The organism is Exiguobacterium sp. SH0S1, from assembly GCF_004337165.1.
GTDB classification, from domain to species: domain Bacteria; phylum Bacillota; class Bacilli; order Exiguobacteriales; family Exiguobacteriaceae; genus Exiguobacterium; species Exiguobacterium aurantiacum_A.
Genome location: NZ_SJVC01000006.1, coordinates 117,719 through 139,658 on the forward strand (window position 1 = coordinate 117,719; position 21,940 = coordinate 139,658).

The 21,940-nt window shown below is 52.8% G+C and carries 26 protein-coding genes, 2 tRNA genes and 2 rRNA genes; 7 read left to right on the top strand and 23 right to left on the bottom strand.

Annotated elements, in window-relative coordinates; all coding sequences use genetic code 11:
* From EVJ20_RS13160 to EVJ20_RS13175, 4 genes are all read right to left on the bottom strand, one after another.
* The gene (locus tag EVJ20_RS13160; RefSeq protein WP_131466358.1) at positions 1-474 is read right to left on the bottom strand and encodes a hypothetical protein; all 474 of its coding nucleotides are present in this window, start codon (positions 472-474) and stop codon (positions 1-3) included.
* Positions 475-563: 89 nt separating this feature from the next.
* On the bottom strand, positions 564-1,376 hold the full coding sequence (locus tag EVJ20_RS13165) for an ABC transporter ATP-binding protein (protein WP_131508492.1): 813 nt from the start codon (positions 1,374-1,376) through the stop codon (positions 564-566).
* Positions 1,373-2,419 carry a FecCD family ABC transporter permease gene (locus EVJ20_RS13170; RefSeq protein WP_131466361.1) on the bottom strand — a complete coding sequence of 349 codons (1,047 nt, stop codon included), beginning with the start codon at positions 2,417-2,419 and terminating at the stop codon, positions 1,373-1,375. Before EVJ20_RS13170 ends, EVJ20_RS13165 begins: the two co-directional genes overlap by 4 nt.
* A complete protein-coding gene (locus tag EVJ20_RS13175) occupies positions 2,416-3,396 on the bottom strand; it encodes a FecCD family ABC transporter permease (RefSeq protein ID WP_131489031.1) in 981 nt (326 codons plus the stop codon). The genes EVJ20_RS13170 and EVJ20_RS13175 overlap by 4 nt, the downstream gene beginning before the upstream one ends.
* Before the next feature lie 125 nt (positions 3,397-3,521).
* Here EVJ20_RS13175 and EVJ20_RS13180 point away from each other — a divergent pair, with 125 nt between their 5' ends.
* The 3 genes from EVJ20_RS13180 to EVJ20_RS13190 all read left to right on the top strand — a co-directional run bounded on the left by EVJ20_RS13180 (position 3,522) and on the right by EVJ20_RS13190 (position 6,154).
* Positions 3,522-4,457: an ABC transporter substrate-binding protein gene (locus EVJ20_RS13180; protein WP_131490683.1), complete on the top strand. Its 936-nt coding sequence runs from the start codon at positions 3,522-3,524 to the stop codon at positions 4,455-4,457.
* 252 nt (positions 4,458-4,709) lie between these two features.
* On the top strand, positions 4,710-5,801 hold the full coding sequence (locus tag EVJ20_RS13185; RefSeq protein ID WP_131508494.1) for an RNA-guided endonuclease TnpB family protein: 1,092 nt from the start codon (positions 4,710-4,712) through the stop codon (positions 5,799-5,801).
* A gap of 170 nt (positions 5,802-5,971) precedes the next feature.
* Positions 5,972-6,154, top strand: coding sequence for a PspC domain-containing protein (locus tag EVJ20_RS13190; RefSeq protein WP_035386443.1), 183 nt, complete (start codon positions 5,972-5,974; stop codon positions 6,152-6,154).
* Between the two features lie 39 nt (positions 6,155-6,193).
* On the opposite strand, the gene EVJ20_RS13195 is transcribed toward EVJ20_RS13190, so the two are convergent.
* The 5 genes from EVJ20_RS13195 to EVJ20_RS13215 all read right to left on the bottom strand — a co-directional run bounded on the left by EVJ20_RS13195 (position 6,194) and on the right by EVJ20_RS13215 (position 9,969).
* The gene (locus tag EVJ20_RS13195; protein ID WP_131466550.1) at positions 6,194-7,540 is read right to left on the bottom strand and encodes an FAD-dependent oxidoreductase; all 1,347 of its coding nucleotides are present in this window, start codon (positions 7,538-7,540) and stop codon (positions 6,194-6,196) included.
* 193 nt (positions 7,541-7,733) lie between these two features.
* Complete coding sequence (locus tag EVJ20_RS13200) at positions 7,734-8,027, bottom strand: YesK family protein (RefSeq protein ID WP_131508496.1); 294 nt, start codon at positions 8,025-8,027, stop codon at positions 7,734-7,736.
* A gap of 275 nt (positions 8,028-8,302) precedes the next feature.
* On the bottom strand, positions 8,303-9,091 hold the full coding sequence (tatC, locus tag EVJ20_RS13205) for a twin-arginine translocase subunit TatC (RefSeq protein ID WP_070328994.1): 789 nt from the start codon (positions 9,089-9,091) through the stop codon (positions 8,303-8,305).
* A 3-nt stretch (positions 9,092-9,094) separates the two neighbouring features.
* A complete protein-coding gene (locus EVJ20_RS13210; RefSeq protein ID WP_016509907.1) occupies positions 9,095-9,313 on the bottom strand; it encodes a twin-arginine translocase TatA/TatE family subunit in 219 nt (72 codons plus the stop codon).
* Complete coding sequence (locus tag EVJ20_RS13215) at positions 9,313-9,969, bottom strand: redox-sensing transcriptional repressor Rex (RefSeq protein ID WP_070328993.1); 657 nt, start codon at positions 9,967-9,969, stop codon at positions 9,313-9,315. Before EVJ20_RS13215 ends, EVJ20_RS13210 begins: the two co-directional genes overlap by 1 nt.
* Positions 9,970-10,118: 149 nt before the next feature.
* Between EVJ20_RS13215 and EVJ20_RS13220 the strand changes: the two genes are divergently transcribed.
* Both EVJ20_RS13220 and EVJ20_RS13225 read left to right on the top strand, forming a co-directional pair.
* Entirely contained in the window at positions 10,119-12,020 is a 1,902-nt protein-coding gene (locus EVJ20_RS13220) for an ABC-F family ATP-binding cassette domain-containing protein (RefSeq protein WP_131508498.1), read from the top strand.
* On the top strand, positions 12,017-12,424 hold the full coding sequence (locus EVJ20_RS13225; protein ID WP_233589699.1) for a hypothetical protein: 408 nt from the start codon (positions 12,017-12,019) through the stop codon (positions 12,422-12,424). Before EVJ20_RS13220 ends, EVJ20_RS13225 begins: the two co-directional genes overlap by 4 nt.
* A gap of 380 nt (positions 12,425-12,804) precedes the next feature.
* On the opposite strand, the gene EVJ20_RS13230 is transcribed toward EVJ20_RS13225, so the two are convergent.
* The 8 genes from EVJ20_RS13230 to EVJ20_RS13265 form a co-directional block, all read right to left on the bottom strand.
* Positions 12,805-13,779 (bottom strand): DUF2599 domain-containing protein, encoded by a 975-nt coding sequence (locus tag EVJ20_RS13230; protein WP_131469527.1) that lies wholly within the window; start codon positions 13,777-13,779, stop codon positions 12,805-12,807.
* A gap of 571 nt (positions 13,780-14,350) precedes the next feature.
* Positions 14,351-14,917 (bottom strand): hypothetical protein, encoded by a 567-nt coding sequence (locus EVJ20_RS13235; RefSeq protein ID WP_071399028.1) that lies wholly within the window; start codon positions 14,915-14,917, stop codon positions 14,351-14,353.
* 13 nt (positions 14,918-14,930) lie between these two features.
* Positions 14,931-15,953, bottom strand: a complete 1,023-nt coding sequence (gene tsaD / locus EVJ20_RS13240) for a tRNA (adenosine(37)-N6)-threonylcarbamoyltransferase complex transferase subunit TsaD (protein ID WP_070328990.1) — start codon at positions 15,951-15,953, stop codon at positions 14,931-14,933.
* The gene (rimI, locus tag EVJ20_RS13245; RefSeq protein ID WP_131443969.1) at positions 15,950-16,411 is read right to left on the bottom strand and encodes a ribosomal protein S18-alanine N-acetyltransferase; all 462 of its coding nucleotides are present in this window, start codon (positions 16,409-16,411) and stop codon (positions 15,950-15,952) included. Before rimI ends, tsaD begins: the two co-directional genes overlap by 4 nt.
* The gene (tsaB, locus tag EVJ20_RS13250; protein WP_131466562.1) at positions 16,404-17,060 is read right to left on the bottom strand and encodes a tRNA (adenosine(37)-N6)-threonylcarbamoyltransferase complex dimerization subunit type 1 TsaB; all 657 of its coding nucleotides are present in this window, start codon (positions 17,058-17,060) and stop codon (positions 16,404-16,406) included. Before tsaB ends, rimI begins: the two co-directional genes overlap by 8 nt.
* Positions 17,057-17,506 (bottom strand): tRNA (adenosine(37)-N6)-threonylcarbamoyltransferase complex ATPase subunit type 1 TsaE, encoded by a 450-nt coding sequence (tsaE, locus tag EVJ20_RS13255; protein ID WP_070328987.1) that lies wholly within the window; start codon positions 17,504-17,506, stop codon positions 17,057-17,059. The genes tsaB and tsaE overlap by 4 nt, the downstream gene beginning before the upstream one ends.
* Before the next feature lie 105 nt (positions 17,507-17,611).
* Positions 17,612-17,688 (bottom strand) — tRNA-Met (locus tag EVJ20_RS13260).
* A 25-nt stretch (positions 17,689-17,713) separates the two neighbouring features.
* Positions 17,714-17,790: transfer RNA gene (locus tag EVJ20_RS13265), tRNA-Met, on the bottom strand.
* Between the two features lie 141 nt (positions 17,791-17,931).
* On the opposite strand from EVJ20_RS13265, the gene EVJ20_RS13270 reads away from it, so the two are divergent.
* A complete protein-coding gene (locus EVJ20_RS13270; RefSeq protein WP_016509933.1) occupies positions 17,932-18,714 on the top strand; it encodes a sporulation protein in 783 nt (260 codons plus the stop codon).
* Here the strand turns inward: EVJ20_RS13270 and EVJ20_RS13275 are convergent.
* On the bottom strand, positions 18,709-19,353 hold the full coding sequence (locus EVJ20_RS13275; protein WP_131508500.1) for a uridine kinase family protein: 645 nt from the start codon (positions 19,351-19,353) through the stop codon (positions 18,709-18,711). The two genes, EVJ20_RS13270 and EVJ20_RS13275, sit on opposite strands and share 6 nt — an antisense overlap.
* Positions 19,354-19,404: 51 nt before the next feature.
* On the opposite strand from EVJ20_RS13275, the gene EVJ20_RS13280 reads away from it, so the two are divergent.
* Entirely contained in the window at positions 19,405-19,782 is a 378-nt protein-coding gene (locus EVJ20_RS13280) for an HIT family protein (protein WP_131508502.1), read from the top strand.
* 9 nt (positions 19,783-19,791) lie between these two features.
* On the opposite strand, the gene EVJ20_RS13285 is transcribed toward EVJ20_RS13280, so the two are convergent.
* The 5 genes from EVJ20_RS13285 to rrf (EVJ20_RS13305) form a co-directional block, all read right to left on the bottom strand.
* Positions 19,792-20,733, bottom strand: coding sequence for a hypothetical protein (locus EVJ20_RS13285; protein WP_131508504.1), 942 nt, complete (start codon positions 20,731-20,733; stop codon positions 19,792-19,794).
* 184 nt (positions 20,734-20,917) lie between these two features.
* Positions 20,918-21,208: a hypothetical protein gene (locus tag EVJ20_RS13290; RefSeq protein ID WP_131441554.1), complete on the bottom strand. Its 291-nt coding sequence runs from the start codon at positions 21,206-21,208 to the stop codon at positions 20,918-20,920.
* Positions 21,205-21,438 carry a helix-turn-helix transcriptional regulator gene (locus tag EVJ20_RS13295; RefSeq protein WP_131508506.1) on the bottom strand — a complete coding sequence of 78 codons (234 nt, stop codon included), beginning with the start codon at positions 21,436-21,438 and terminating at the stop codon, positions 21,205-21,207. The genes EVJ20_RS13290 and EVJ20_RS13295 overlap by 4 nt, the downstream gene beginning before the upstream one ends.
* A gap of 134 nt (positions 21,439-21,572) precedes the next feature.
* Positions 21,573-21,688: ribosomal RNA gene (gene rrf / locus EVJ20_RS13300) — 5S ribosomal RNA — on the bottom strand.
* Between the two features lie 117 nt (positions 21,689-21,805).
* Positions 21,806-21,921: ribosomal RNA gene (rrf, locus tag EVJ20_RS13305) — 5S ribosomal RNA — on the bottom strand.
* Positions 21,922-21,940 lie beyond the last annotated feature (19 nt).

Genomic DNA, 21,940 nt, shown 5'->3' on the forward strand with positions numbered 1-21,940 from the left:
TTATAATTCTTCATCCGTCCGCGTGATCGTTCCACCGAGCTCGCTTGCGAGCCCGTCGAGCACCGACGGGTCGAACTCTTCCCCAATCCCCATCACACCGGTCTGCCCCGGCTCGATGTTGCCGACGGTCCGTTTGAACGTCTCTTGAATGCTTTGGACGTGCTTCAAGTCTTTCGTCCCGCCGATCAGTCCACCGGTCAGCGTCCCGAACAGAATCCCGAACGGACCCCCGAGGATACCAACTGCCATCCCAATCAACGCGCCTTTCGTCGACTTCGTCACCGGTTTCAACTGCACCGCATCCTCAAATGAAAACGCCCCGTTGTCCTCACGCTTGATGACGACGAGTTGTTCAAACCCGATGAGCCCGTCGGCGTGATACTTTTTCAACTTGCTGAACGCCTGATACGAAATCGACTCTTCTGGAAACGTGAACGTGACGATATGGTACGGCTGTTTTTCCTTCTTACTCATGTTGGCTCCTCCTTTTACAAACACAGGGACACATCAGCTTTCTTTTAGTTCTTCCCCGGGTTCAGACGAAAAAAAACCTAGTCCGAAGACTAGGTCGTAGGTGGCCGTTTCTCATTCAATTCGTAATGCGAATACGGGATACAGAGCGGCGTCCCGTACAGCGGATCTTCCGTCACAACGACTTTTAAGCCGAAGACGTCCTGCATGAACGCCTCATCGACGACGTCGTTCGGACTACCTTCACGGTAGACGTTCCCGTCAGCGAGGGCGATGACATGGTCGGCGTAACGACAAGCGAGATGCAGGTCGTGGAGCACCATGATGATCGTCTTGCCTTCCAACCGGTTCAACCGGTACATCAAGTCGAGAATCTCGATTTGGTGCGACATGTCGAGATACGTCGTCGGTTCGTCGAGAAGAATCGTCTCCGACTCTTGGGCAAGCGCGAGGGCGATCCAGACGCGTTGCTTCTGCCCACCCGACAAGTTGCTGACGAGCGTGTCTCGAAGCGATACCGTGTCCGTGAAAGCGAGCGCCCGTTCGACGGCGCGCTCATCGTCTTCCGAATAGCGCTTGAAGAACGTCTGGTACGGATAACGGCCGAAGCGAACGAGCTGTTCGACGGTCAGGCCGTCCGGGGCGACGTTCACTTGCGGCATGAACGCCATGAGCCGGGCCGCCTCCTTCGCCCGGTAAGCGTCGAGCGGCTTATCGCGGAACGAGACCGTGCCTGCTAAAGCGGCGCGTTGCCTGGCGAGCGTCGATAAGAGGGTCGACTTCCCGCACCCGTTCGCGCCGATGAGCACGGTGATCTTTCCGTGTGGGATCGAGAACGTCAAATCGTCGAGCACCGTCTTCTGCTCATAGCCGATGGCGACTTGCTGTAAATCAAATGTATTCATCTCATGCTTCCTTTCATCATACGGCGAAGTAAATAGAAGAAGTACGGCGCACCGATGACGGCTGTCATCACACCGGTCCGGAGCTCATACGGATAAAAGATCGTCCGACCGATTGCGTCCGCCAACACGACGATTGTCGCCCCGACGAGGAGCGTCGCCCAAACATATGGCAGTTTCAATCCTTGACGGGCGATGTGCGGGGCCATCAGTCCGACGAAGCCGATGGCGCCGACGAAAGCGACACCGACGCCGGCGAGTAGGCACGACAACAAGAGCGTCCCTCGCTGGATCCCGCGCACCGGCACCCCGATGCTCGTCGCGACCGCCTCACTGATGTGGAGCGGCCGGACGTGCCGTTCAATTAAGAAAGCGGCAAGTAAAAACAGGATCGCGAGCGGGACCATGATCGTCAGTTGCTTCCACGTCGCTGCGTATACTGTTCCGGTCAACCATTGTTGGATATCGTTCTTCCGGTAAACGTTCGAGGCGAGCATCATGAACTGGACGATGCCTTGCGAGAAGATGCTGATCCCGATCCCGATGAGTGCGAGCCGGACCGGCGGGACACCGCGCTTCAATAAATAAAACAGAAACGCCCCGACCGCGAGCGCACCGGCAAATGAGGCGAACGGGATATAGGCGAGCGGGACGGACAATTGATTCGTCCGCTCGTCGGTGAAGACGGTGAAGAACGTCGCCGTCGCCACCCCGGCCCCGCCGACGATCCCGAAAATCTCGGGCGAGGCGAGTTCGTTCTTGATCGTAAGCTGTAACAAATGCCCACTGACGGCGAGACAAGCCCCGGCGGTGATCGCCATCAAGACGCGCGGCATCCGGAACTCGAAGACGATGAGCTCCGCGAACGCATCACCCGATCCAACGAAAAGTGCCCCGAGTGACCACGGCGTCAAAAACGTTTCTCCGATGGCGAGACCTAAATAAATGGCAATGATGAGACCGACAAGTAAAGCGACCGCCAAGACGATTTCACGCCTCCTGAGCGTGAACGAGAACGGGCCTTTTCGAAAACTGTATGATTTCATGACTTAAAGACTCCTTGTCTAGCACTGACGAGATAGATGAAGAAAGCTCCACCGATGACGGCGAGCACGACACCGACCGTGACTTCGCGGGGGAATAAAATGACACGTCCGAAAATATCGGCCGCGAGCAACAGCACACTTCCGAGCAGGGCGCTCCCGAGCAACCTCGCGAAAAACGCCGTACCGAACATGTACCTAGCGAGGTGCGGGGCGAGCAGTCCGACAAAAGCGATCGGACCGGCCAGCGCGACACCGAACGCCGACAAGATGACGGCGAGCGTCACGGCGACGAATTTCACAACACCGACGTTTTGACCGAGCGAACGGGCGACTTGATCACCGAGCGACAACGTCTCAAGTTCTTTACTGATGAAGATGACGAGCACGGTCGCGCCAATCATCCATGGCAAGAGCGTCGTCACGAGCGTCAGCGATCGTCCCGCGACCGACCCGGTCAGCCAAAATAGCACTTCGTCGAGCGCCCCTTCCTCATACGCGATAATCGATTGGGTGAACGAGCTGAACAGCGCCGCGAGCGATGCACCGGCGAGCGTCATGTACATGACGTTGCCACCGTTCGCGCTGAGGAGATACACGATGACACCGGCGATGAAAGCGCCAATGAGTGCGGCCGTCGTGAACGAGGCGATGCTGCTGAACCCGAACAACGTCACGAGCACGATGGCAAGACTCGCCCCGGCGTTGACGGCTAAAATATCGGGTGACGCGAGCGGGTTGCGCGTCACGAGTTGAAACAAGAGTCCGGCCAAGCCGAGGACACTCCCGACGACGAGGGCGACGGCGGTCCGCGGAATCCGGTTGTCCTCTAAGGCGATCATCGCCTTTGAAGATACGTCACCGCCTAAGCCGAGCACGTCTTCGTGACCGACCGGGATGACGCCGACCCGTAAACTGATATAACTCAAGATTGGTAATGCAATGATCAAGGCAAATAGTTTGATCCACGGTTTCATCATTTCCTCACTTCTTTCCTCCCCTACCATAGCAAAATCTCGCTGTTAGAAAAAGGGGTTGACAGTGATAATCATTATCACTTATATTCGGGAAGGAAAACTTACTATTCAAAGGAGACTTTATTCATATGAAAAAACTTGGATTAGCGTTACTTACGCTCTGTCTGACCGTCGTCCTCGCTGCTTGCGGCGGGTCGGAAGAGGCAAGCAACTCGAACGAATCAGAAGAAGCAGCGACACGCACGGTCGAGCACGCCATGGGCACGGCTGAAGTCCCAACAGAACCGAAACGCGTCGTCGTCTTGACGAACGAAGGGACCGAGGCGTTGATCGCCCTCGGCGTCAAACAAGTCGGTGCCGTCAAATCATGGAACGGTGACCCATGGTACCCGCACATCGAGTCTGAGATGACAGATGTGACGGAAGTCGGGACAGAGAGCGAGGTCAACCTCGAGGCGATCGCGAAACTCGATCCAGACCTCATCATCGGTACGAAACTTCGCCAAGAGAACATCTATGACAAACTGAACGCGATCGCACCGACGGTCATGTCAGAGACGCTCAAAGGCGACTGGCAAGAGAACTTCGCGCTTTACGCGAACGCCCTCAACCTCGAAGACAAAGGAAAAGATGTGTTAGCTGACTACGACCAACACGTCGAAGACACGAAAACTGAGCTCGGCGACGCCGTGAACAAAGAATTGTCGGTCGTACGTTTCCTTCCTGGCGCGTCACGCATCTACTTCACGGACAGCTTCTCAGGCGTCATCTTAGGTGACGTCGGCGTCAAACGCCCAGCGTCACAAGACCGCACGGAATTCGCTGAAGAAGTCACGATGGAACGCATCCCCGAAATGGACGGCGACCATATCGTCTACTTCACATACGGCGGTGCGGACGGATCGAAGACGGCCGAAGAATGGCAGTCGAACCAGCTTTGGAAAGACTTGAAAGCCGTCAAGGCCGGTGAAGTGACCGAAGTGAGCGACGATACGTGGAACACGTCAGGCGGCGTATTGTCAGCCAACGAAGTGCTCGACGAACTCGTCACCATCTTGAAATAAGCACAAGCGCGCCAAATCGGCGCGCTTTTTTTAACATAATTAAGCGAGAATTCTCCCACCTCTAAGCGTCTGGGGCGAGGCCCAGACGCTTAGAGGTGGGAGATGAATCGCCCGTACATAAACCTCTTGGCCACCCCTGTGACAGATATGACGAACAGAAGTTCGTGATTCCGTCGGATTCTCCATCCCCCGTCGCGGGTATCGGATGAGGAAGGCGTTCATCACGATCATCGGCCGGGAGGAGGGGGAGACATGCTGAAGGGCTACAAATACAGGCTCCACCCGACGGCGGCACAGGCCGAGTTCCTGGTCAGGACGATCGGCTGCGCCCGGTTCATCTACAACAAGCTGCTCGAGGACCGCATCACCCTCCACGAGGAGGCGAAGGCGAACGGCGGGCCGAAGCGGAAGCCGCCGACGCCGGCCTCCTACAAGCCGCTGTTCCCGTTCCTCGCCGAGGCGGACAGCCTCGCGCTCGCGAACGCGAAGCTGCACCTCGACACGGCGTTCGCGAAGTTCTTCGCCGGGACGGCCGGCTTCCCGGTGTTCAAGTCGAAACGGAAAGCGCGCGCGTCCTACACGACGAACAACCAGCACGGCACGATCCGCATCGAGGGAAACCGGGTACGGCTCCCGAAGGTCGGGTTCATCCGCTTCACACAGCACCGAATCTTCGACGGGGCCATCCGCTCTGCGACCGTGTCGATGACGAAGACGGGCAAGTTCTTCGTGTCGCTCCTCGTCGAGCAGGACGACGAGCCCTGGGTCCCGGCCGAGCACAAGATCGGGATCGACCTCGGCCTCGGGCACTTCGCCGTCATGACGAACGACGCGCTCGTCACGGAGAAGATCGCGAACCCGCGCAACCTACGAAAGGCCGAGGCGCGGCTCAAACGCACGCAGCGTGCGCTCTCCCGCAAGAAGCCCGGCAGCCGGAACCGCGAGAAGGCCCGGCTCGTCCTCGCGAAGAAACACGAGCAGGTCAAGAACCGACGGCACGACTTCCTCCACAAGCTGTCTAGACGCATCGTCGACGAGAACCAAGTCGTCGTGGTCGAGACGCTGAAGCCGAGGGAGATGATGCAGGACCGCCGCCTGGCGAAGTCGATCGGGGACGCCGGGTGGGGCGAGTTCGTCCGCCAGCTCGCCTATAAATGCAGGTTCCACGGCCGGACGCTCGTTCAAGCCGATCCGTGGTTCGCCTCGACCCAGGTCTGTTCGGCCTGCGGCGAGAACGGCGGCAAGAAGGACCTGCACGTCCGCGAGTGGACATGCGCCGCATGCGGCGCGCACCACGACCGCGACGTCAACGCGAGCCTCAACCTGTTGGGTCTCGCCGACTGAAACACCCCAGGGCAGGGACTGCCCGACGAGCTTGGTCCACAACCGTGGCTGGTCAAAGCATGGTCTTCCCAAGAAGCTCCCACTTCAAGTTGCGAAGCAAAAAAGTGGTGAGTAGTTCACTACACATATGGTAAAATTTACATATCAAATTCGAGATGGGAGTCTACTTTATGCAACGTGCTCTTCGAAAATCCGCGACCGACCGTTCTCTCGCCGGTGTCTGCGGCGGCATCGCCGAGTACTTCGGCATGTCCTCGCTCGGCGTCCGGTTACTCTTTCTTATCATGCCCGGAAACATCCTCGTCTACATCATCCTCGCCAACTCGATGCAGGACGCGCCACGTTACCTATAAAAAAAAGATTCGAAAGCGGCTGCTTTCGAATCTTTTGCGTTATGCGTTGACTTTGTCTTTCATCGCCGCGAGCGCTCCACTGTTGATGAAGTGCCACGGCTTGTTGTAGTGCGGTTGGAAGAAGAAGTCGACGTAGGCGAGCTCTTCGACCGTCATCTCGTTTTGGATCGCGAGCGACAACGTGTTGACCGCTTGCGTCATATCCGCTTTCGAGAGCACTTGTCCCCCGACGACACGATGTGTGCCGACTTCATAGACGAGTTTGAACTGGACCGGCTCCGACGTCGGCATGAACTCAGGACGGTACGCGTCCTCGATCACGACGCTCTCGACGTCGAGGCCGAACAATCCGGCCGCTTCTTCCGTGAGGCCTGACGAGGCGATGTTCCAGTCATAGAGACGGAGTCCCGACGTCCCTTGTGTCCCTTGGTAACGGACACGTGGTGTGACGAGGTTCTCGGCGACGAGCGTACCCATGCGGACGGCGTTCGTCGCGAGCGGGATGTAAGCATGTGTGCGCGCCGGGTTGTAGTAGACGGCACAGCTGTCACCGGCTGCGAAGACGTCCGGGTTGCTCGTGCGCATATATTCGTCGACGATGATGGCGCCGTTGCCGAGCATGTCGACTTGTCCTGCGAGCAGTCCCGTGTTCGGGCGGAAACCGACACATAGAATGACGAGGTCGGCTTCGAACTCACCTTTGTCGGTGACGACGTGCGTGACGTTTCCGTCTGTGCCGCGGAACGCTTCGACCGTTTGGCTGAGCTCAAGGTCGATACCGCGTGACGTCATGTCGGCTTCAAGTTGGTCCGTGAACGACTTGTCGAGGTACTTGTTCAAGATGCGGTCAGCACTGTCGATGAACGTGACGTGCTTGCCGTACACTTCGAACGCCTCGACGAGCTCGACGCCGATATAGCCGGCACCGATGACGGCGATATTTGTCGCACCCTTAGCCCGCTCGATGATGCGCTGAGCGTGACCATAGTTTTTGCAAAGTTCGATCCCAGTCATCTCGATGCCAGGTAGCGTCGGGACGATCGGCCAAGATCCTGTCGTCACGATCAAACGGTCGAACGTGTCATATACGTCTGCACCCGTCTCGAGGTTTTTGGCGTGGACCGTCTTCGCTTCCGCATCGATGTTCAACACGTCATGCTTCATGCGCATCGTCGCGCCGAGTTCTTCGAGCTCGGTCGGTGACGAGTAGAACAATTCTTCAGCGCGTTTGACGACGCCGCCGACGTGGAGGGCGATCCCACACGAGAGGAAACTGACGTTGTCGTTCCGCTCATAGACGGTGATGTCGAGGTTGTCGTGCTTGGCGAGTAAGCCTTTGACTGCTGCTGTTCCTGCGTGTGTACATCCGATGACTGCGATTTTCATATGGTAGTCTCTCCTTTGAGTTGTAGGCAAGTTAGTGTTTGTGACAAATATCACATTCGCTTTCTGAACTTAGTGTACTATTTCACAAGAAGGTTTGACAATCCCTTTGCTCAGTTTTTCACGTAATTATGTCTAAAGTTTGAACGACGGTTGTGACGACAAAAAAACCGCTCCGCGACCGGAACGGTTTTAATCATGAATTGGACGTGCGTCTCGCTTTCACCCACTGGTAGATGACGACACCGATATATGTGATGAGCCCGATCACGTACAAACCGAAGCCGATCAAACTCCAACCCATTCCGTCCCAGCCGCGGACGAAGGCGAGCCCGACCATAAACAAGATATAGCCCATCACCACGAGCGTCAACGGGAACACGAGTTTCCGCCTGTATAGTGACTTCAAAAAAGATAGCACGACGAGTATGAGCATCGTCGTCAACATCCCTGTGACGATGAGCGCGTCCCCGTAATATTCCCAAGCCATCGCTTCTCCCCCTGACGTGTGTTTGATTGGTTTCTATCTTAACATGTGACAAGAGTACTTCCTTGTTGCAGAAAAAGCGTTTACGACCAATATCACTTAGAACATGTGGTTTCAGTACGACATTTTGCGACCAAAAAGCACCGTTATGCCAACCGTGGTACTTGCCAACCGACAAGGAAAAACAGTCCGATCAACACGATGGCCAAGCCCCTTTTCAAGACACTTCCAGTTTAATGTACTCGCATAAAAAAACACCACGTCTCATGACGTAGTGTTCATTTCTCATTCATTTGCTTCATCAAATCCATCTGTTCTTTCACCATCGCCTCTTTCTCACGTCGGAGCACACCGCGGTACGTCACGCGCGAGATCGATAAGCTGATCTCATACAAGAAGAAGAGCGGCAGCGACACCATGAGGTGTGACGTCAAATCCGGCGGCGTGATGAATGCCGCGATGACGAACAAGGCGAAGTAAGCGTACTTCCGAATTTTTGAGAGGAAGTACGGCGTCACGACACCGATGCGCGTCAAGAACATCGTCACGACCGGCAACTGGAACAACAGTCCGAACGGGATCGTCAGTTGCAACAGGAACGTGAAATAGTTCGTCGCCCCGATAATCTGTGTCAGACCGAGGTCTTGCCCGAGGTCCGTCGAGATATCGAGGACGAGCGGGAACAACCAATAGTAGGCGAATGCGAGACCGATGAGGAACAAGATAAAGATGACCGGGATATAGGCGAGCGTCCATTTTCGTTCATTCGGATGCAGACCAGGTGCGACGAACGCCCACAGTTGATACAGTAGAAATGGACCCGATGCGACGAGCCCGATGACGAGCGCCAAGTTCAAGTAAATCATGAGCGGGTCCGCGACCCCAAAGGCGTTCAGCTCGAGCCCTCGTTCGACGAGGTCCGCCTGCAGATAGGCGAGCACGTATTTGACACTCGGCAAAGCGATCAGAAAGAAGGCAAAGACGACAAATGCCGACAGCATCAGTCGTCTCCGCAGCTCTGTCAAGTGATCGGACAGTGCCCGTTCTTGATCAGGTTGATGGCTCATGGCTTACTGCTCTTTCTTCTCAATTTCTTTCTTGTCGGTCTCATCGTGCTCTTTCATCATACCGTTCGTGGCATTTTTGAACTCACGGAGCGTCTGCCCCGCTGCCCGGCCGAACTCTGGCAATTTCTTCGGCCCGAAGAGGATGAGCGCGATGATGGCGATGACGAAAATACTGACGCCACCTGGGATACCGACGACGAGTGATGATTGTAGAAATTCCATTATTGATGGACCCCCTCAGCGGATGGATAGTGTTGCATAAAGTAAATGAGCGACTGGAGTTCGATCGACAAGTCGATATGATGGACGCGGACCGTGTCCGGTACAGTCAATCGCGCCGGCGTGAAGTTCAAGATCCCTCGAACGCCATAGCGGACCAAATCATCGGCGACCGGTTGCGCGTAGGCAGACGGGACCGTGAGGATGGCGACATCGATTTTGTTTTGCTTCATAATCTGTTCCATCTCATCGACGTGATGAATCGGGACACCTGACATCGTCGTGCCGACTTTTGTCTCGTCTGCGTCGAACCCGACGACGATATGTGTGTTATTGTTTTTAAGGAAGTTATAGTTGACGAACGCTGTCCCGAGATGACCGACCCCGACCAAGGCGACGTTCGTGATCTCGTCTTGATTCAGCGTCTTACGGAAAAATTCTAACAGATACTGTACGTTATAGCCATATCCCTTTTTACCGAGCGCACCGAAGTATGAGAAGTCACGGCGAATCGTTGCCGAATCGACCTTGACCGCCTCGCTCAGTTCAGCAGAAGAGACACGCTGTTTCCCTGACGAATGTAGGCTTTGGATAAACCGATAGTATAGTGGCAACCGTTTGGCTGTCGCTTGCGGAATCTTTGGTTCGTTTTGACTCAACGGAAAGAGCCTCCTTTTTACGACGCGTTTCAAACGAATCTGATTTCATACACCTTGATTGTAAACGAATTCACATAAGCACTCAATGAATATACCTGAAAAGGGGAAGAAATAAAGTATACTAAACAGAGAGAAAGGGGTTTTTTCACTTGATCCTACTGCAAGTCAACAACTTATCCAAATCGTTCGGCGTCGAGCCGATTTTAGAGAATGTCAAACTAGAAATCCAAGAAGGCGAACGCGTCGCCCTCGTCGGCCGCAACGGCGCCGGCAAGTCGACGCTGTTAAAAGTCATCGCCGGCGAGTACAACTATGACTCGGGCGACATCATGAAGCCAAAAGACGTGACGATCGGCTATCTCGCCCAAGACTCAGGATTAGAATCGAACGAGACGATGTGGAACGAGATGCTCACCGTCTTCACCGACTTGATCGAACAAGAGAAGACGCTCCGCCAGATGGAGCAAGACATGGGCTCGGAGCGGATCTTGAACGACCCGGCCGCCTACGAGCGTCTGCTTGCGGCGTATGACGAGGAGCAACACACGTTCAAAGACCGCGGCGGCTATCAGTATGAAGCGACAATCCGCTCGATCTTGCACGGGATGCGGTTTTACCCGGACGACTTCGAACGTCGGATCGATACGCTCTCAGGCGGACAGCGGACACGTCTTGCCTTAGCGAAGATGCTCCTGCAAAGCCCGGACCTGCTCATCTTGGATGAGCCGACGAACCATTTGGACATCGAGACGCTCAGCTGGCTCGAGAAATATTTGAGCGGCTATAAAGGTGCCGTCCTCATCGTCTCCCATGACCGTTACTTCCTCGACCGCGTCGTCTCGGTCGTCTACGAGCTGTCACGCAACCGCAGCCGCCGCTTCGTCGGGAACTATACGAAATTCCTCGAGCAGAAGGCCGCGCTTTACGAGCAAGAGAAGAAACAGTTCGAGTCGCAACAAGAAGAGATCGCCAAGATGCAAGACTTCATCCAACGGAACATCGCCCGGGCGACGACGACGAAACGCGCCCAAAGCGTCCGCAAGCGGCTCGAGAAGATCGACCGCATGGACGTGCCGGACGGTGACGAACGAAGCGCGGTGTTGTCGTTCTCGATCAAACGCCAAAGCGGGAACGATGTGTTGAGCGGCAGCGACCTCGCCATCGGCTACGAAAAACCGATCGCACAACACTTGCGTTTCCAACTGCAACGCGGCGAGTCGGTCGCCCTCGTCGGCCCGAACGGAGTCGGCAAATCGACGCTCCTCAAAGTGTTGACGAAACAACAACCACCGCTCACCGGTGACATCCGCTACGGTACCGGCGTCGAAATCGGCTACTACGACCAGGAACAACAGAACTTGTCGGACGCGAACCGCGTCATCGATGAGATTTGGAACGACTGGCCGCTCATGCGCGAGCAAGAAGTCCGCAGTCTGCTCGGCCAGTTCTTGTTCAGCGGGGACGACGTCATGAAACGCGTCCAAGAACTATCCGGCGGCGAACGGGCCCGGCTGACGCTCGCCAAGCTCAAGCTCGAGCAACCGAACTTGCTCGTCTTGGATGAGCCGACGAACCACTTGGACCTCGACTCGAAGATGATCCTCGAGAACGCGCTCGTCGACTATCCCGGGACGATCTTGTTCGTCTCCCACGACCGTTACTTCATCGACCGGCTCGCGACGCGTGTCTTAGAGATCACGCCGAACGGCATCGATGAGTACCTCGGCGACTACTCGTATTACGTCGAGAAGAAAGAAGAGCTCGAGGACCTTGCCCGGCTCGCCCGCGAGGAGACGAAACAAGTCGTCGTCAAGAAGCAGCGCGCCGACAAGGAACAGCAGCGCGAAGAACGCCGGTTGAAACAGCGGGTCGAAGAGATCGAGCTGACAATCGAGCGCCACGAAGCTCGGCTTGAAGAAATCGAGCAGCTGTTATGCGAACCGGACGTGTTCAACGACTTCGCCCGCGCCCAAGAGCTGTCGACCGAGTCCGACGCGACGAAAGAGTCGATCACGGAACTGTTCACAGAATGGGAGGAACTCCATTCATGATGCGTTCCCGTGCCATGCGGATCGATTGGATGCATGCGTTCCTGACCGGGTTCGTCTACATCGTGCCGAGTGGGACCGAGTATATCTCGGAACTCATCCGCGGCGAGGCGACGAACGTCCCGATCATTTTATTTTACTTCCTGCCGATTGTCGTCGGGTTTATCATCCAAACATGGTCCGGTATCATCATCAGCCTCTTCAGCGGCTTGCTTATGAGCACGTTGTTCATCCGGCTTGTCATTTGGCCGATCGATGTCACGGTGCATAGCTTTTATGCGCCTGGCTCGGTCTGGGGCCACTTTTATCGAGAGACGCTGTTCATGTGGGTGCTCGCGTTTATCGTCTACGTCGTGAGCCGGGTGAATATGTGGTATCGAAATAATTATCGACAACCGAAAAACTGACGAAAGAGCGCCAATCCGCGTATAGCGGAAGGCGCTCTTTTATTATGATCGAGTATGCTGTTTGAACGTAAAACCCATCGTTAAAAAGATGTAGGGGAATGCCAACAAAATTAAATGGAAATATCCTATACTACCAAAGATGACTTCATCTTGTGCCGGATCAGACATCTCGTCTAAGTAAATGCCTAGGCTGTAGCTATACCAAATCACGTAAGCATAAAAGAATGCTGAAATACCGTAAATAATCTTTCCAATAAGATTTGTTTTACTCGTAGTCACCCCTACTAAAAGAAGGATTGGATAGAGGATTAGCAACGCGATTACAATGAAAAATAACGAATCTGGTTCAAAGTATTGAATGTTCATAGTTTACCTCGCCTTTAGTAGTCTGGATTACAAAGTGCTTTATACGTATCCAACAATGAAACATCCGGTCGATTCGTATCTAGATTCCAAGATGATTTCCAAATCGTAGTCGGGTTAACTGCATGACAGATAAATTGATCTTTGAGCTTCGGGCGGTTTGCCGTACTTGTCGCTTGATACGAAGCGTCTGCTACAACTTCAGACCACATCTGTTTTCCGATGGCAGTTGACCCAAAAACGCCTAATAATGCGCCACCCAAAGTATAGCTAGCTGTAATATACGTTCGTGCACATGTCCGTGGATATACAGAAAAAGTATTAGAGTCCGTATACTTCGACGCTGTATTATCGATTGTATCCGAGCAGAACAATGGATCAGCGACTAAAGGATAATCCGTTCCTTCATAATCAATATGTTGGATCAACTGTTGGTCTTTAATCTCATAATATGTTTCGACTTCGTTTCCATTACTGTCTTTCGCCCAAGGGGAGCCAATGAAGACCTCTACCTCACCTTTTTCATTCACAATTTTGTACTCTCCATCTTCGTGAATAATTCGACTACCTTCAGTAATGTCTAAATCTAAGACATATTCTTTTGGCGACTCAGTTGATTCAATGTTGTAGAGGATTTGGACACCTCCTACTAAAGCCACATTTTCAATAGAATACTGTTCTTCTTTGTTTCTGAAAATCACTTTCCCTTCTTCTGTTTTATCGAATTCTAAATTTGAGTCTTCATGTATAATACTAAACTCATCACTTTCTTTCGTCATCGTAACTGATGGATTAGTGAAAAATACTTCAATTTCATTAAGCTGATCCGTATCGTTTACTAAACGATCCTCTTCAATCGAATCTACTTCTGCGTCTGGACGCAATTTCGATTCGCTCCCCCCTGTAGATGCGTAAGCTGGATGTGCTGTCCCCAGTATTGTAAATAAAGCCAAACTACTCATACATGCTTTCATTATAAAACCTTTACTCAACGTTGTGTCCCCTACTATATAAGCTTTATATTTTGGGAAAAGACAAATATCGGCAGTTCAATCATCTGTTTTCTCTATTCTGCCCATGTCTTTCCCACCACTCTAATAGTATTCAAGATTGCTAATCAATTTTCTAGATGTCTTTTTTATCAAAACAAAAAGGACAATAGTACAACAATTTTCTTAGGTCATGAAAAATATACTAGGCTTATGGCCCTCAAAGTAACCGTTTCCCATTTTTGTGATTATAATTTCATCCAGAGTCCACTATTAAAAAGATCACCATAAAGTGACGAGCCCGGTTCATCCGACTGTCAGATAGACTATGTAAACGAACAACAGAAAGTAGGTGAAATCAATGGAGTAGACTAAAAATATCCGCTTGATGGATTATGAATTGCGTCCCATCCATGCGCACATATTATTGGCCGGCTGACTATCGATACTCACTTGGCGCATTTTCTATAAAGTCTACCGTAGTTGCAGTTCTTTTCTCGTCGTCACGTTCTTCATCGAAGACAAATGAAAAAGGCTCACAGAGACGGACAATATCCGTTTCTGTGAGCCTTTTTTAGAAGTAGCGCAACGGTTGGAACCCGCGCGTGTGGAAGTCGAGCTTGATGCCGTCTTCCGTGATAAAGAACACGTACTCGTTCGTATCGACGTCGCGGACGAACACTTTATAAAACGTCAGCGTCTCTTCGCGGTTCGTCACATAACGGGCCTCATGGGCCGAGATGACTTGCGCGAACAGTTGTTGTTCGTCGAACTCTTTGACGAGCGCATCGAACTTGGCCGCTTCTTCCTCTGTCGCCTCACGGCCCGGGAAGAGCTCGTAATAGGCGTCGCTCGCTTTCGGCTGCACGCCGAGGTTACGGTCGACGACGATGACGCTCTTGATGTCTTGGTCTTCTAGATTCTTATAACCATACAGTGTCTCGATGAGTGTGTTCTCACCGGTCACACGGGTGATGCCTTCGAGCGTATCAGCGCCCGTCAGCGAACGGACCCGCGTCTCTTCTGGGACGATTTCTTCTACATAAGCGATATTATAAGCGCGGATGATCTCACGTACTTGCAAAAACGTCGCAACGACGAGCAATACGATGAGCCCTCCAATGATGATACGTTTCGTCATCTCTCTGTTCCCCCTAGACTGTCATGCTCTCTTCTAAGGATAACCCAGGAACCGCATTCATCGCCAGTGTATCGCGCTTGCCGCGCACATACGCGTGATGCGCCGCCACACCGATCATGCCGGCGTTGTCCCCGCACAGATTGAGCGGCGGGATGACGAGACGGATGCCTTCCCGTTCCGTCGCTTCCTTGAGGGCGGCCCGGAGCCCACGGTTCGCCGCGACCCCACCGGCAACGAGCAGTTGCTTCGCGCCTTTTTCTTTCACGGCCCGGATCGCTTTCTCCACTAGCACCTCGACGACGCTCGCTTGGAAGCTCGCCGCCAAGTTTTCTGGTACGACCGTCTCACCGCGTTGTTCGGCGTTATGGACGGCGTTGATGACGGACGACTTGAGTCCGCTGAAGCTGAAGTCAAAGCTGCCGGCCTCGAGCCGGACGCGCGGGAACTTATACGTGTCTTCCCCGCTAGCTGCCAACTGGTCGATGGCCGGGCCACCTGGATATGGGAGACTGAGCGTGCGGGCGACTTTGTCGTACGCCTCACCAGCCGCATCGTCACGTGTCTCACCGATGACTTCGAACACACCGTGCTCCGGCATGTAGACAAGCTCGGTGTGGCCACCTGAGACGACGAGACAGACGAGCGGGAACTGCATCTCTTCGACGAGTTCATTCGCATAGATGTGTCCGGCGATGTGATGGACACCGATGAGCGGTTTACTGTGGGCGAACGCGAGCGCTTTGGCCGCGCTGATCCCGACGAGAAGGGCACCGACGAGTCCTGGTCCTTGCGTGACCGCGACCGCGTCGACGTCATCCATCGTCACACCGGCTTCGCTAAGCGCGTCATCGATGACGTACGTGATCCGCTCGACGTGGTGACGCGAGGCGACCTCGGGTACGACACCGCCGAACCGTTTATGACTTTCAATCTGCGACGAGACGACGTTCGATAAGAGCGTCTTGCCGTCACGAATGAGGGCGACTGACGTCTCATCACAGCTTGACTCGATCGCGAGAATGAGCGATGTGTTCATAGTGATTCACTTCCTAACTTCGCCCAATAAATATAGGCGTCTTCATTATTGTCTTGATAGTATCGTTTCCGGCGACCTGCGTTCTCGAAGCCGAACTGTTCATATAATTTTTGGGCGCCGATGTTTGAGACGCGCACCTCGAGCGTGAGCGCGGCGAGTGACTTCGAACGGGCGAACTCGACGAGCTGCGTGAGGAGCATATTGCCGACACCTTGACCCCGGTATTCCGGTAAGACAGCGATGTTCGTGATATGCCCTTCGTCGACGATTTGCCAGACGCCAACGAACCCGATGACGCGGCGTTCATGGACTGCGACGAAATAAATCGCCTGCTCGTTCTTGAGCATCTCGTTCATGAACGCTTCTTTCGTCCACGGGATGGCGAATGACGCCTCTTCAACTTTCGTGACTTCTTCGACATCGAGCCAGTTCATCCGACGGATTTTGATATCAGCCATTGTTTTGTCCCTCGAGCCATTTTGCCTCGGCCTCAGCGAGACGAAGGTATTCCGGTTCGAACGCGTGCACGTCCGCCGTCTCTTCACCTAAAGCGACGAGATCACCGGCCCGGCCATAACTGTGGGCGGCCGGCGCTTCTGTATAGTCATATGCCGCAAGCACGTCACGGAACGGCTCGACGTCACCAACGACGACGAACGGTCCCGTCATGTTCGCTTGTAGCCAATCAGCGACCGAGGCGTGACTGTCCGGCGTGACTTGTGCGTTTTGTTGATAGTGCCCGATATAGGCGTTGCCGCGCCGTGCGTCAATGAGTGACACGACCGGAAGTTCGGTGTTCGGGGCCGCCGCCATGAGGCGGAGCGCCGATACGCCGACGAGCGGGAGTTTCAATGTATAAGCGAGTGTCTTTGCCGTCGTCACGCCGATGCGGATGCCGGTGTAAGACCCAGGTCCCGTCGTGACGATGATGCGTTCGAGCTCGGTCGGTGTCCATTTGACGGCCGCCATGAGCTGTTCGATCATCGGCATGAGCGTGACGGCGTGGTTTTTCGAGACCATGACCGTCGCTTCTGCCTGGATGCTTCCGTTCTCACTGAGGGCGACGGACAGACGTGTCGTCGCCGTGTCGATCATCAGTTGCTTCATGCGAGCACCTCCTTGACGAGCGTGTCATACGCTTCACCAGTCGGTATGAACGTGATTGAACGTTCCTCGTCGCCTGTCCGTTCGATCGTGATCGCGAGGCGCTCGGTCGGTAGCGACGACTCGATCAAGTTCGACCATTCGACGATGGCGACGCCGTCACCATTGATGTATTCTTCGAGACCGATATCGTCCCCGGTGTCCTCGAGACGATAGACGTCCATATGGTAGAGCGGCAAGCGCCCTTGGTATTGTTTCATGATGGTGAACGTCGGGCTGTTGACATTACGCGTCACGCCGAGTCCTTTGGCGAACCCTTGGGTGAACGTCGTCTTGCCGGCACCGAGGTCCCCGTTAAGCGTTATGACCGTTCCCGCTTTGACGAGCGCGGCGAGCTTTTCCGCTACGGCCTGCGTCTCTGGCGCGGAATGGGTAATCAATGTATACATGATGTTTCTCCTTTAGTCGATTCTAGCGATACGTACTCATTGTACACTCAATTTTAGGCAAAAAAAAACACGAAACGTCATCGTTTCGCTATCTCATTTAAAAATTGGTTGCGGGGGCTGGATTTGAACCAACGACCTTTGGGTTATGAGCCCAACGAGCTACCAGACTGCTCCACCCCGCGACGACATATGAAATTAAATAAAAATTGGTTGCGGGGGCTGGATTTGAACCAACGACCTTTGGGTTATGAGCCCAACGAGCTACCAGACTGCTCCACCCCGCGACGATTTGAATTGTTTCGACATCCTCTATAATAAGCGAGACGGTTATAAAATGCAACCTTTTTCTTAATGTTTTTTGGAAATTAGAATCGGGAACACTTAAAGGAGTGTAACTTTATTAACAGAAAAGGAGCGCGACCGACATGTCGAAATGGGGCAACCGCTTTAAAAAATGGTTCTTTTCCGAGTTAGATGCGTCCGTTTATTTCCATACGATCCCGTTCGTGCCGAAGCAAACCGTTCACGGGACGCTTCGCGTCTTGAACCCGACGTCAAAAGTGATCCGTCTGCATGAACTGACGCTCAACTTCCTGACGACGTTCAAAGACATCACGCTTGAAGGTAACGAATTCAACCGCGAGGCCGACATTCAAGAAGTCCCGATTCGCCTCACGGCCGTGCTTGAGCCCGGGGCAGAAGAACACATCCCGTTCACGTTCGACTTGACGATGTATGCCCCATCGACATCGGGCGCCCCTTATAGTGTCGAAGCGACTGTTTGGGACACCGATGGTAAACGCGTATGGTTCGATGTCGTCGAAAACATCGAGATCGAACCACTCCCTGAGTTGAAACGATTGCTCGAGGCGACCGAGCATGCCGGACTCGAGCTCATGTTCGTTCGCAACGTCATCGACCCGCTCGGTGAAGAACGACCTTATCCGTTCGTCGAGAAGTATGGGTTCAAGCCCGTCGGCGACTGGGCCGATGAGTTCGAGGTCGTGAAATCATTCTGGCGCATGGATGAAAATGGGGTCGACGTCTATTACTGGCTCGACAATATCGAACGACAGCGCACGCTCGACTCGATGGCGACCGACGTCGAACTCCGGCACCGATCCCTCACCTGGGAACAACTCGAGCACGAACAAGACCGACTCGGACTCGGGATCCAAGATACGCTACGCAGCCACCGCTCTTCATGAGCGGTTTTTGTATGGACTTTTCTCAATCGTCAACCTGTCACCCTGAATCGAGACGATCGTTTGAAAGTTGTCGCGATACGGATGCATGAACAACTCGTATTGCAGACGCCGTTCTTCATGAGATGCTTTCAAGTATTCCATCTCCATCCCTCGCTCCGTTATGTCACGAGCAGCGCGTCGGGCGAACTCCGTATCCCCATCTGTATATAGATAGACCGATAAATCCATATACCTTGGATCGAGAAAGGCGACGCTCATCCCCTCGACGATGGTGACCTGCTTCTCAGGATCGATCCACATCCGTTCGAGATACGGGACATCCATCGTATAAAACCCGACCCCTTCCCGTACCATCCGGACGTCCCGCTCGAGCGACAACAAGTGATGCGCCGCCGGATGACAGGCCGTCATCTTATAGTGATGCACCTTCCCATCGACCGTATAGTCGATCATCGCACTCTTCCGAAGCGTCGAGTCCGTGATATACGGGTCGGTGTTAATGTAGTTGACCTCCCCGAGACGTGTTTGTAACTGTTTGGCGAACGTCGTCTTCCCGGCACCCCCGTGACCCGAAATCCCGATGAGCGTCCGTTCGTTCAGATCAATTTGATCGATGATTTGATTAATGAATCGCTCCATAGTAAATCCCCCTTTGATGCACTATACACAGAAAGGAAGTGTACCAATCCAATGTCGAACTGTCCATTTTGTCATCCACATCTCGATCCGTCCCAACGCATCATCGCTGAGAACGACACGTGCTACTTTCTGATGCATGACCGCGAACAAGACGTCCTCGTCGGTTCCGGTATCATCGTCCCGAAACAGCACCGGGCGACAACGTTTGAGTTAACACCGACGGAATGGAGCGATACATACACCTTGCTTCATGACGCCAAGTCTTTCCTAGAGGAGACGTACGGTCCTGACGGCTATACGCTCGGCTGGAACGTCGGTACAGCGTCCAATCAGACAGTTCCCCATGCCCACTTGCACATCATCCCGCGCTACGCAGACGGACCACATGCCGGCAAAGGGTTACGACACTGGCTGAAGCGACCGGAATGATCAAACAGCTCATCGTGTGACGATGAGCTGTTTCCATTTTTCTTCCGTATCTTCGAGTTGTCGTTCCAGCCGCTCGACATCTCGCGTCATTTTTTCAATTAGTTTGGCAATCTCGCGATCGAGCCCGTTCACTTTGTCGAGCGAATCATTGATTCGTCCATGCATCGTCCATTCGGAAAAAATATCATCGAGGAAGTAATCCGCGAACTGGACGAGCGAACCACGCTCGATGTGTAAGCCGCTGACAATCCCTTTCACATCAGCCAATTCACGCGAGAAACGCTCAAGTGCGGATTGGAGTTCATGCATCTTCCGTTCAGAAGCATCAATCGCGTCATGTTTCATCGCTGTCGCAATCAATCCACCTCCGAAGAACGTGTCATATGTCGACCAACTCTTCGCACTGTCGAGGTGTTTGAGCGTCTTTGAGATGGCAGCTCGTGCTGCGTTACCTGCTGCGATCGCTTCTTTATACTCGACGACCACTTCTTTCGTTTCCGCCTGTTGATTCGTGAGACGGTACAACTCTTCTCTTACCTTAGGATCCTGCTTCAGGTGACCTTCTTTCTCTTTCATAAACGCTGCCCATTTCGCATCGATCCCGTTATATGCCTCAAAGGTTTCATACAAATCTCGACGCTCAAGCACTAACTCATCAATCATCGCCTCGTGTTCTCGCAGCTTGAATTCTGCCCGGGCCGCTTCTTCTAATTCAATCGTGCGCTGCTCGCTAAACGTTCCACGCAGCTTACGCCATGCATTGACGAGCGAAAATGTCTCTAAGTCATAGACATCACGCTGTTCTTTCGTGAACGTATTAAGCAACTGTTTTCGAACAGTCTCATGTTCAGTAATTTGTTTGTCGAGAGTTTTCAGTTTACGAGCTAATCGGTCTCGTTCAGCAAGGCTTTGTTGTAAAGTTGATTGTGTTTCAAACACGTTATGTTTCATTTAAATACCTCTTTTCACTTGTATCGCTCTGTCTATTAACATGACTCAATTTATGATCATTCATTCCTTATCTACGTGATTCCTCCTAAAATGTTTCAATACATGAGAAAAGACGCTCTCTATATGAACCACACTCTGTTAGATAGAGTTTAATTCAAGAGGAGAACGCCTTGCTCTTTTGCTGTCACGCTCTTCGCTTGAGAGTGAAGATAGTTATTCCTTGCACAATAACCGTCACAAAAAGGATAATCGCAATTGTATCTCTATACATATCAACCGACAGTGGTTCAAATTGTTTGTGGTAAATCTCTACTAATAACCAGCCGATTGGGAATATAGGAGAAGCGTGCATATATGAAGCGTTGGTAATTTCTCGCCCTCTTTCATCCTTTCCTTCTTCGCTGTAAATGAACTTAACTGAAATCACAAATGCGATTAAAAACAGTGGTAACAATATCATTAAGATCAGTGTCATTCTTCTTTCTCCTTCATTTCATATTGAAAAACGTCATGTAAGGTTGTTTCAAATAAACTAGCGATTTCAAATGCAAGTTTTAGCGACGGACTATAACGATTGTTCTCTAGTGATACAATTGTTTGGCGGCTAACTCCTAGCATTTCAGCAACCTGCTTTTGCGACCACTTACGTTCAGCTCGTAAAACACTCAATCGATTTTGAAGATGACCTTGTTCTTTTCTAACCATGCTCGCTCGCCTTCTTTCATGCAATCCCTCTTCTTATATACAATGTAATATATTTTTTACACAAAGTCGAATATATATTACATATCAAACTAAAAAAAGGACGACCAAGCATGTGCTTGATCGTCCTTCATATTGCCCGGCAACGTCCTATCCTCACAGGGGGAGACCCCCAACTACTTTCGGCGCTGAAGCGCTTAACTTCCGTGTTCGGCATGGGAACGGGTGTGACCGCTTCGCTATCGCCACCAGACAAGTATTATAATACCGCTGTTCAATTAAAAAGTCAACGCTTTTTCTAAAAATAGTTTGTTTTGTTATACATCAAACAAAAGGACGACCAAGCGTGTGCTTGGTCGTCCTTCATATGGCCTGGCAACGTCCTATCCTCACAGGGGGAGACCCCCAACTACTTTCGGCGCTGAAGCGCTTAACTTCCGTGTTCGGCATGGGAACGGGTGTGGCCGCTTCGCTATCGCCACCAGACAAGGGAATTGTTCCCTGA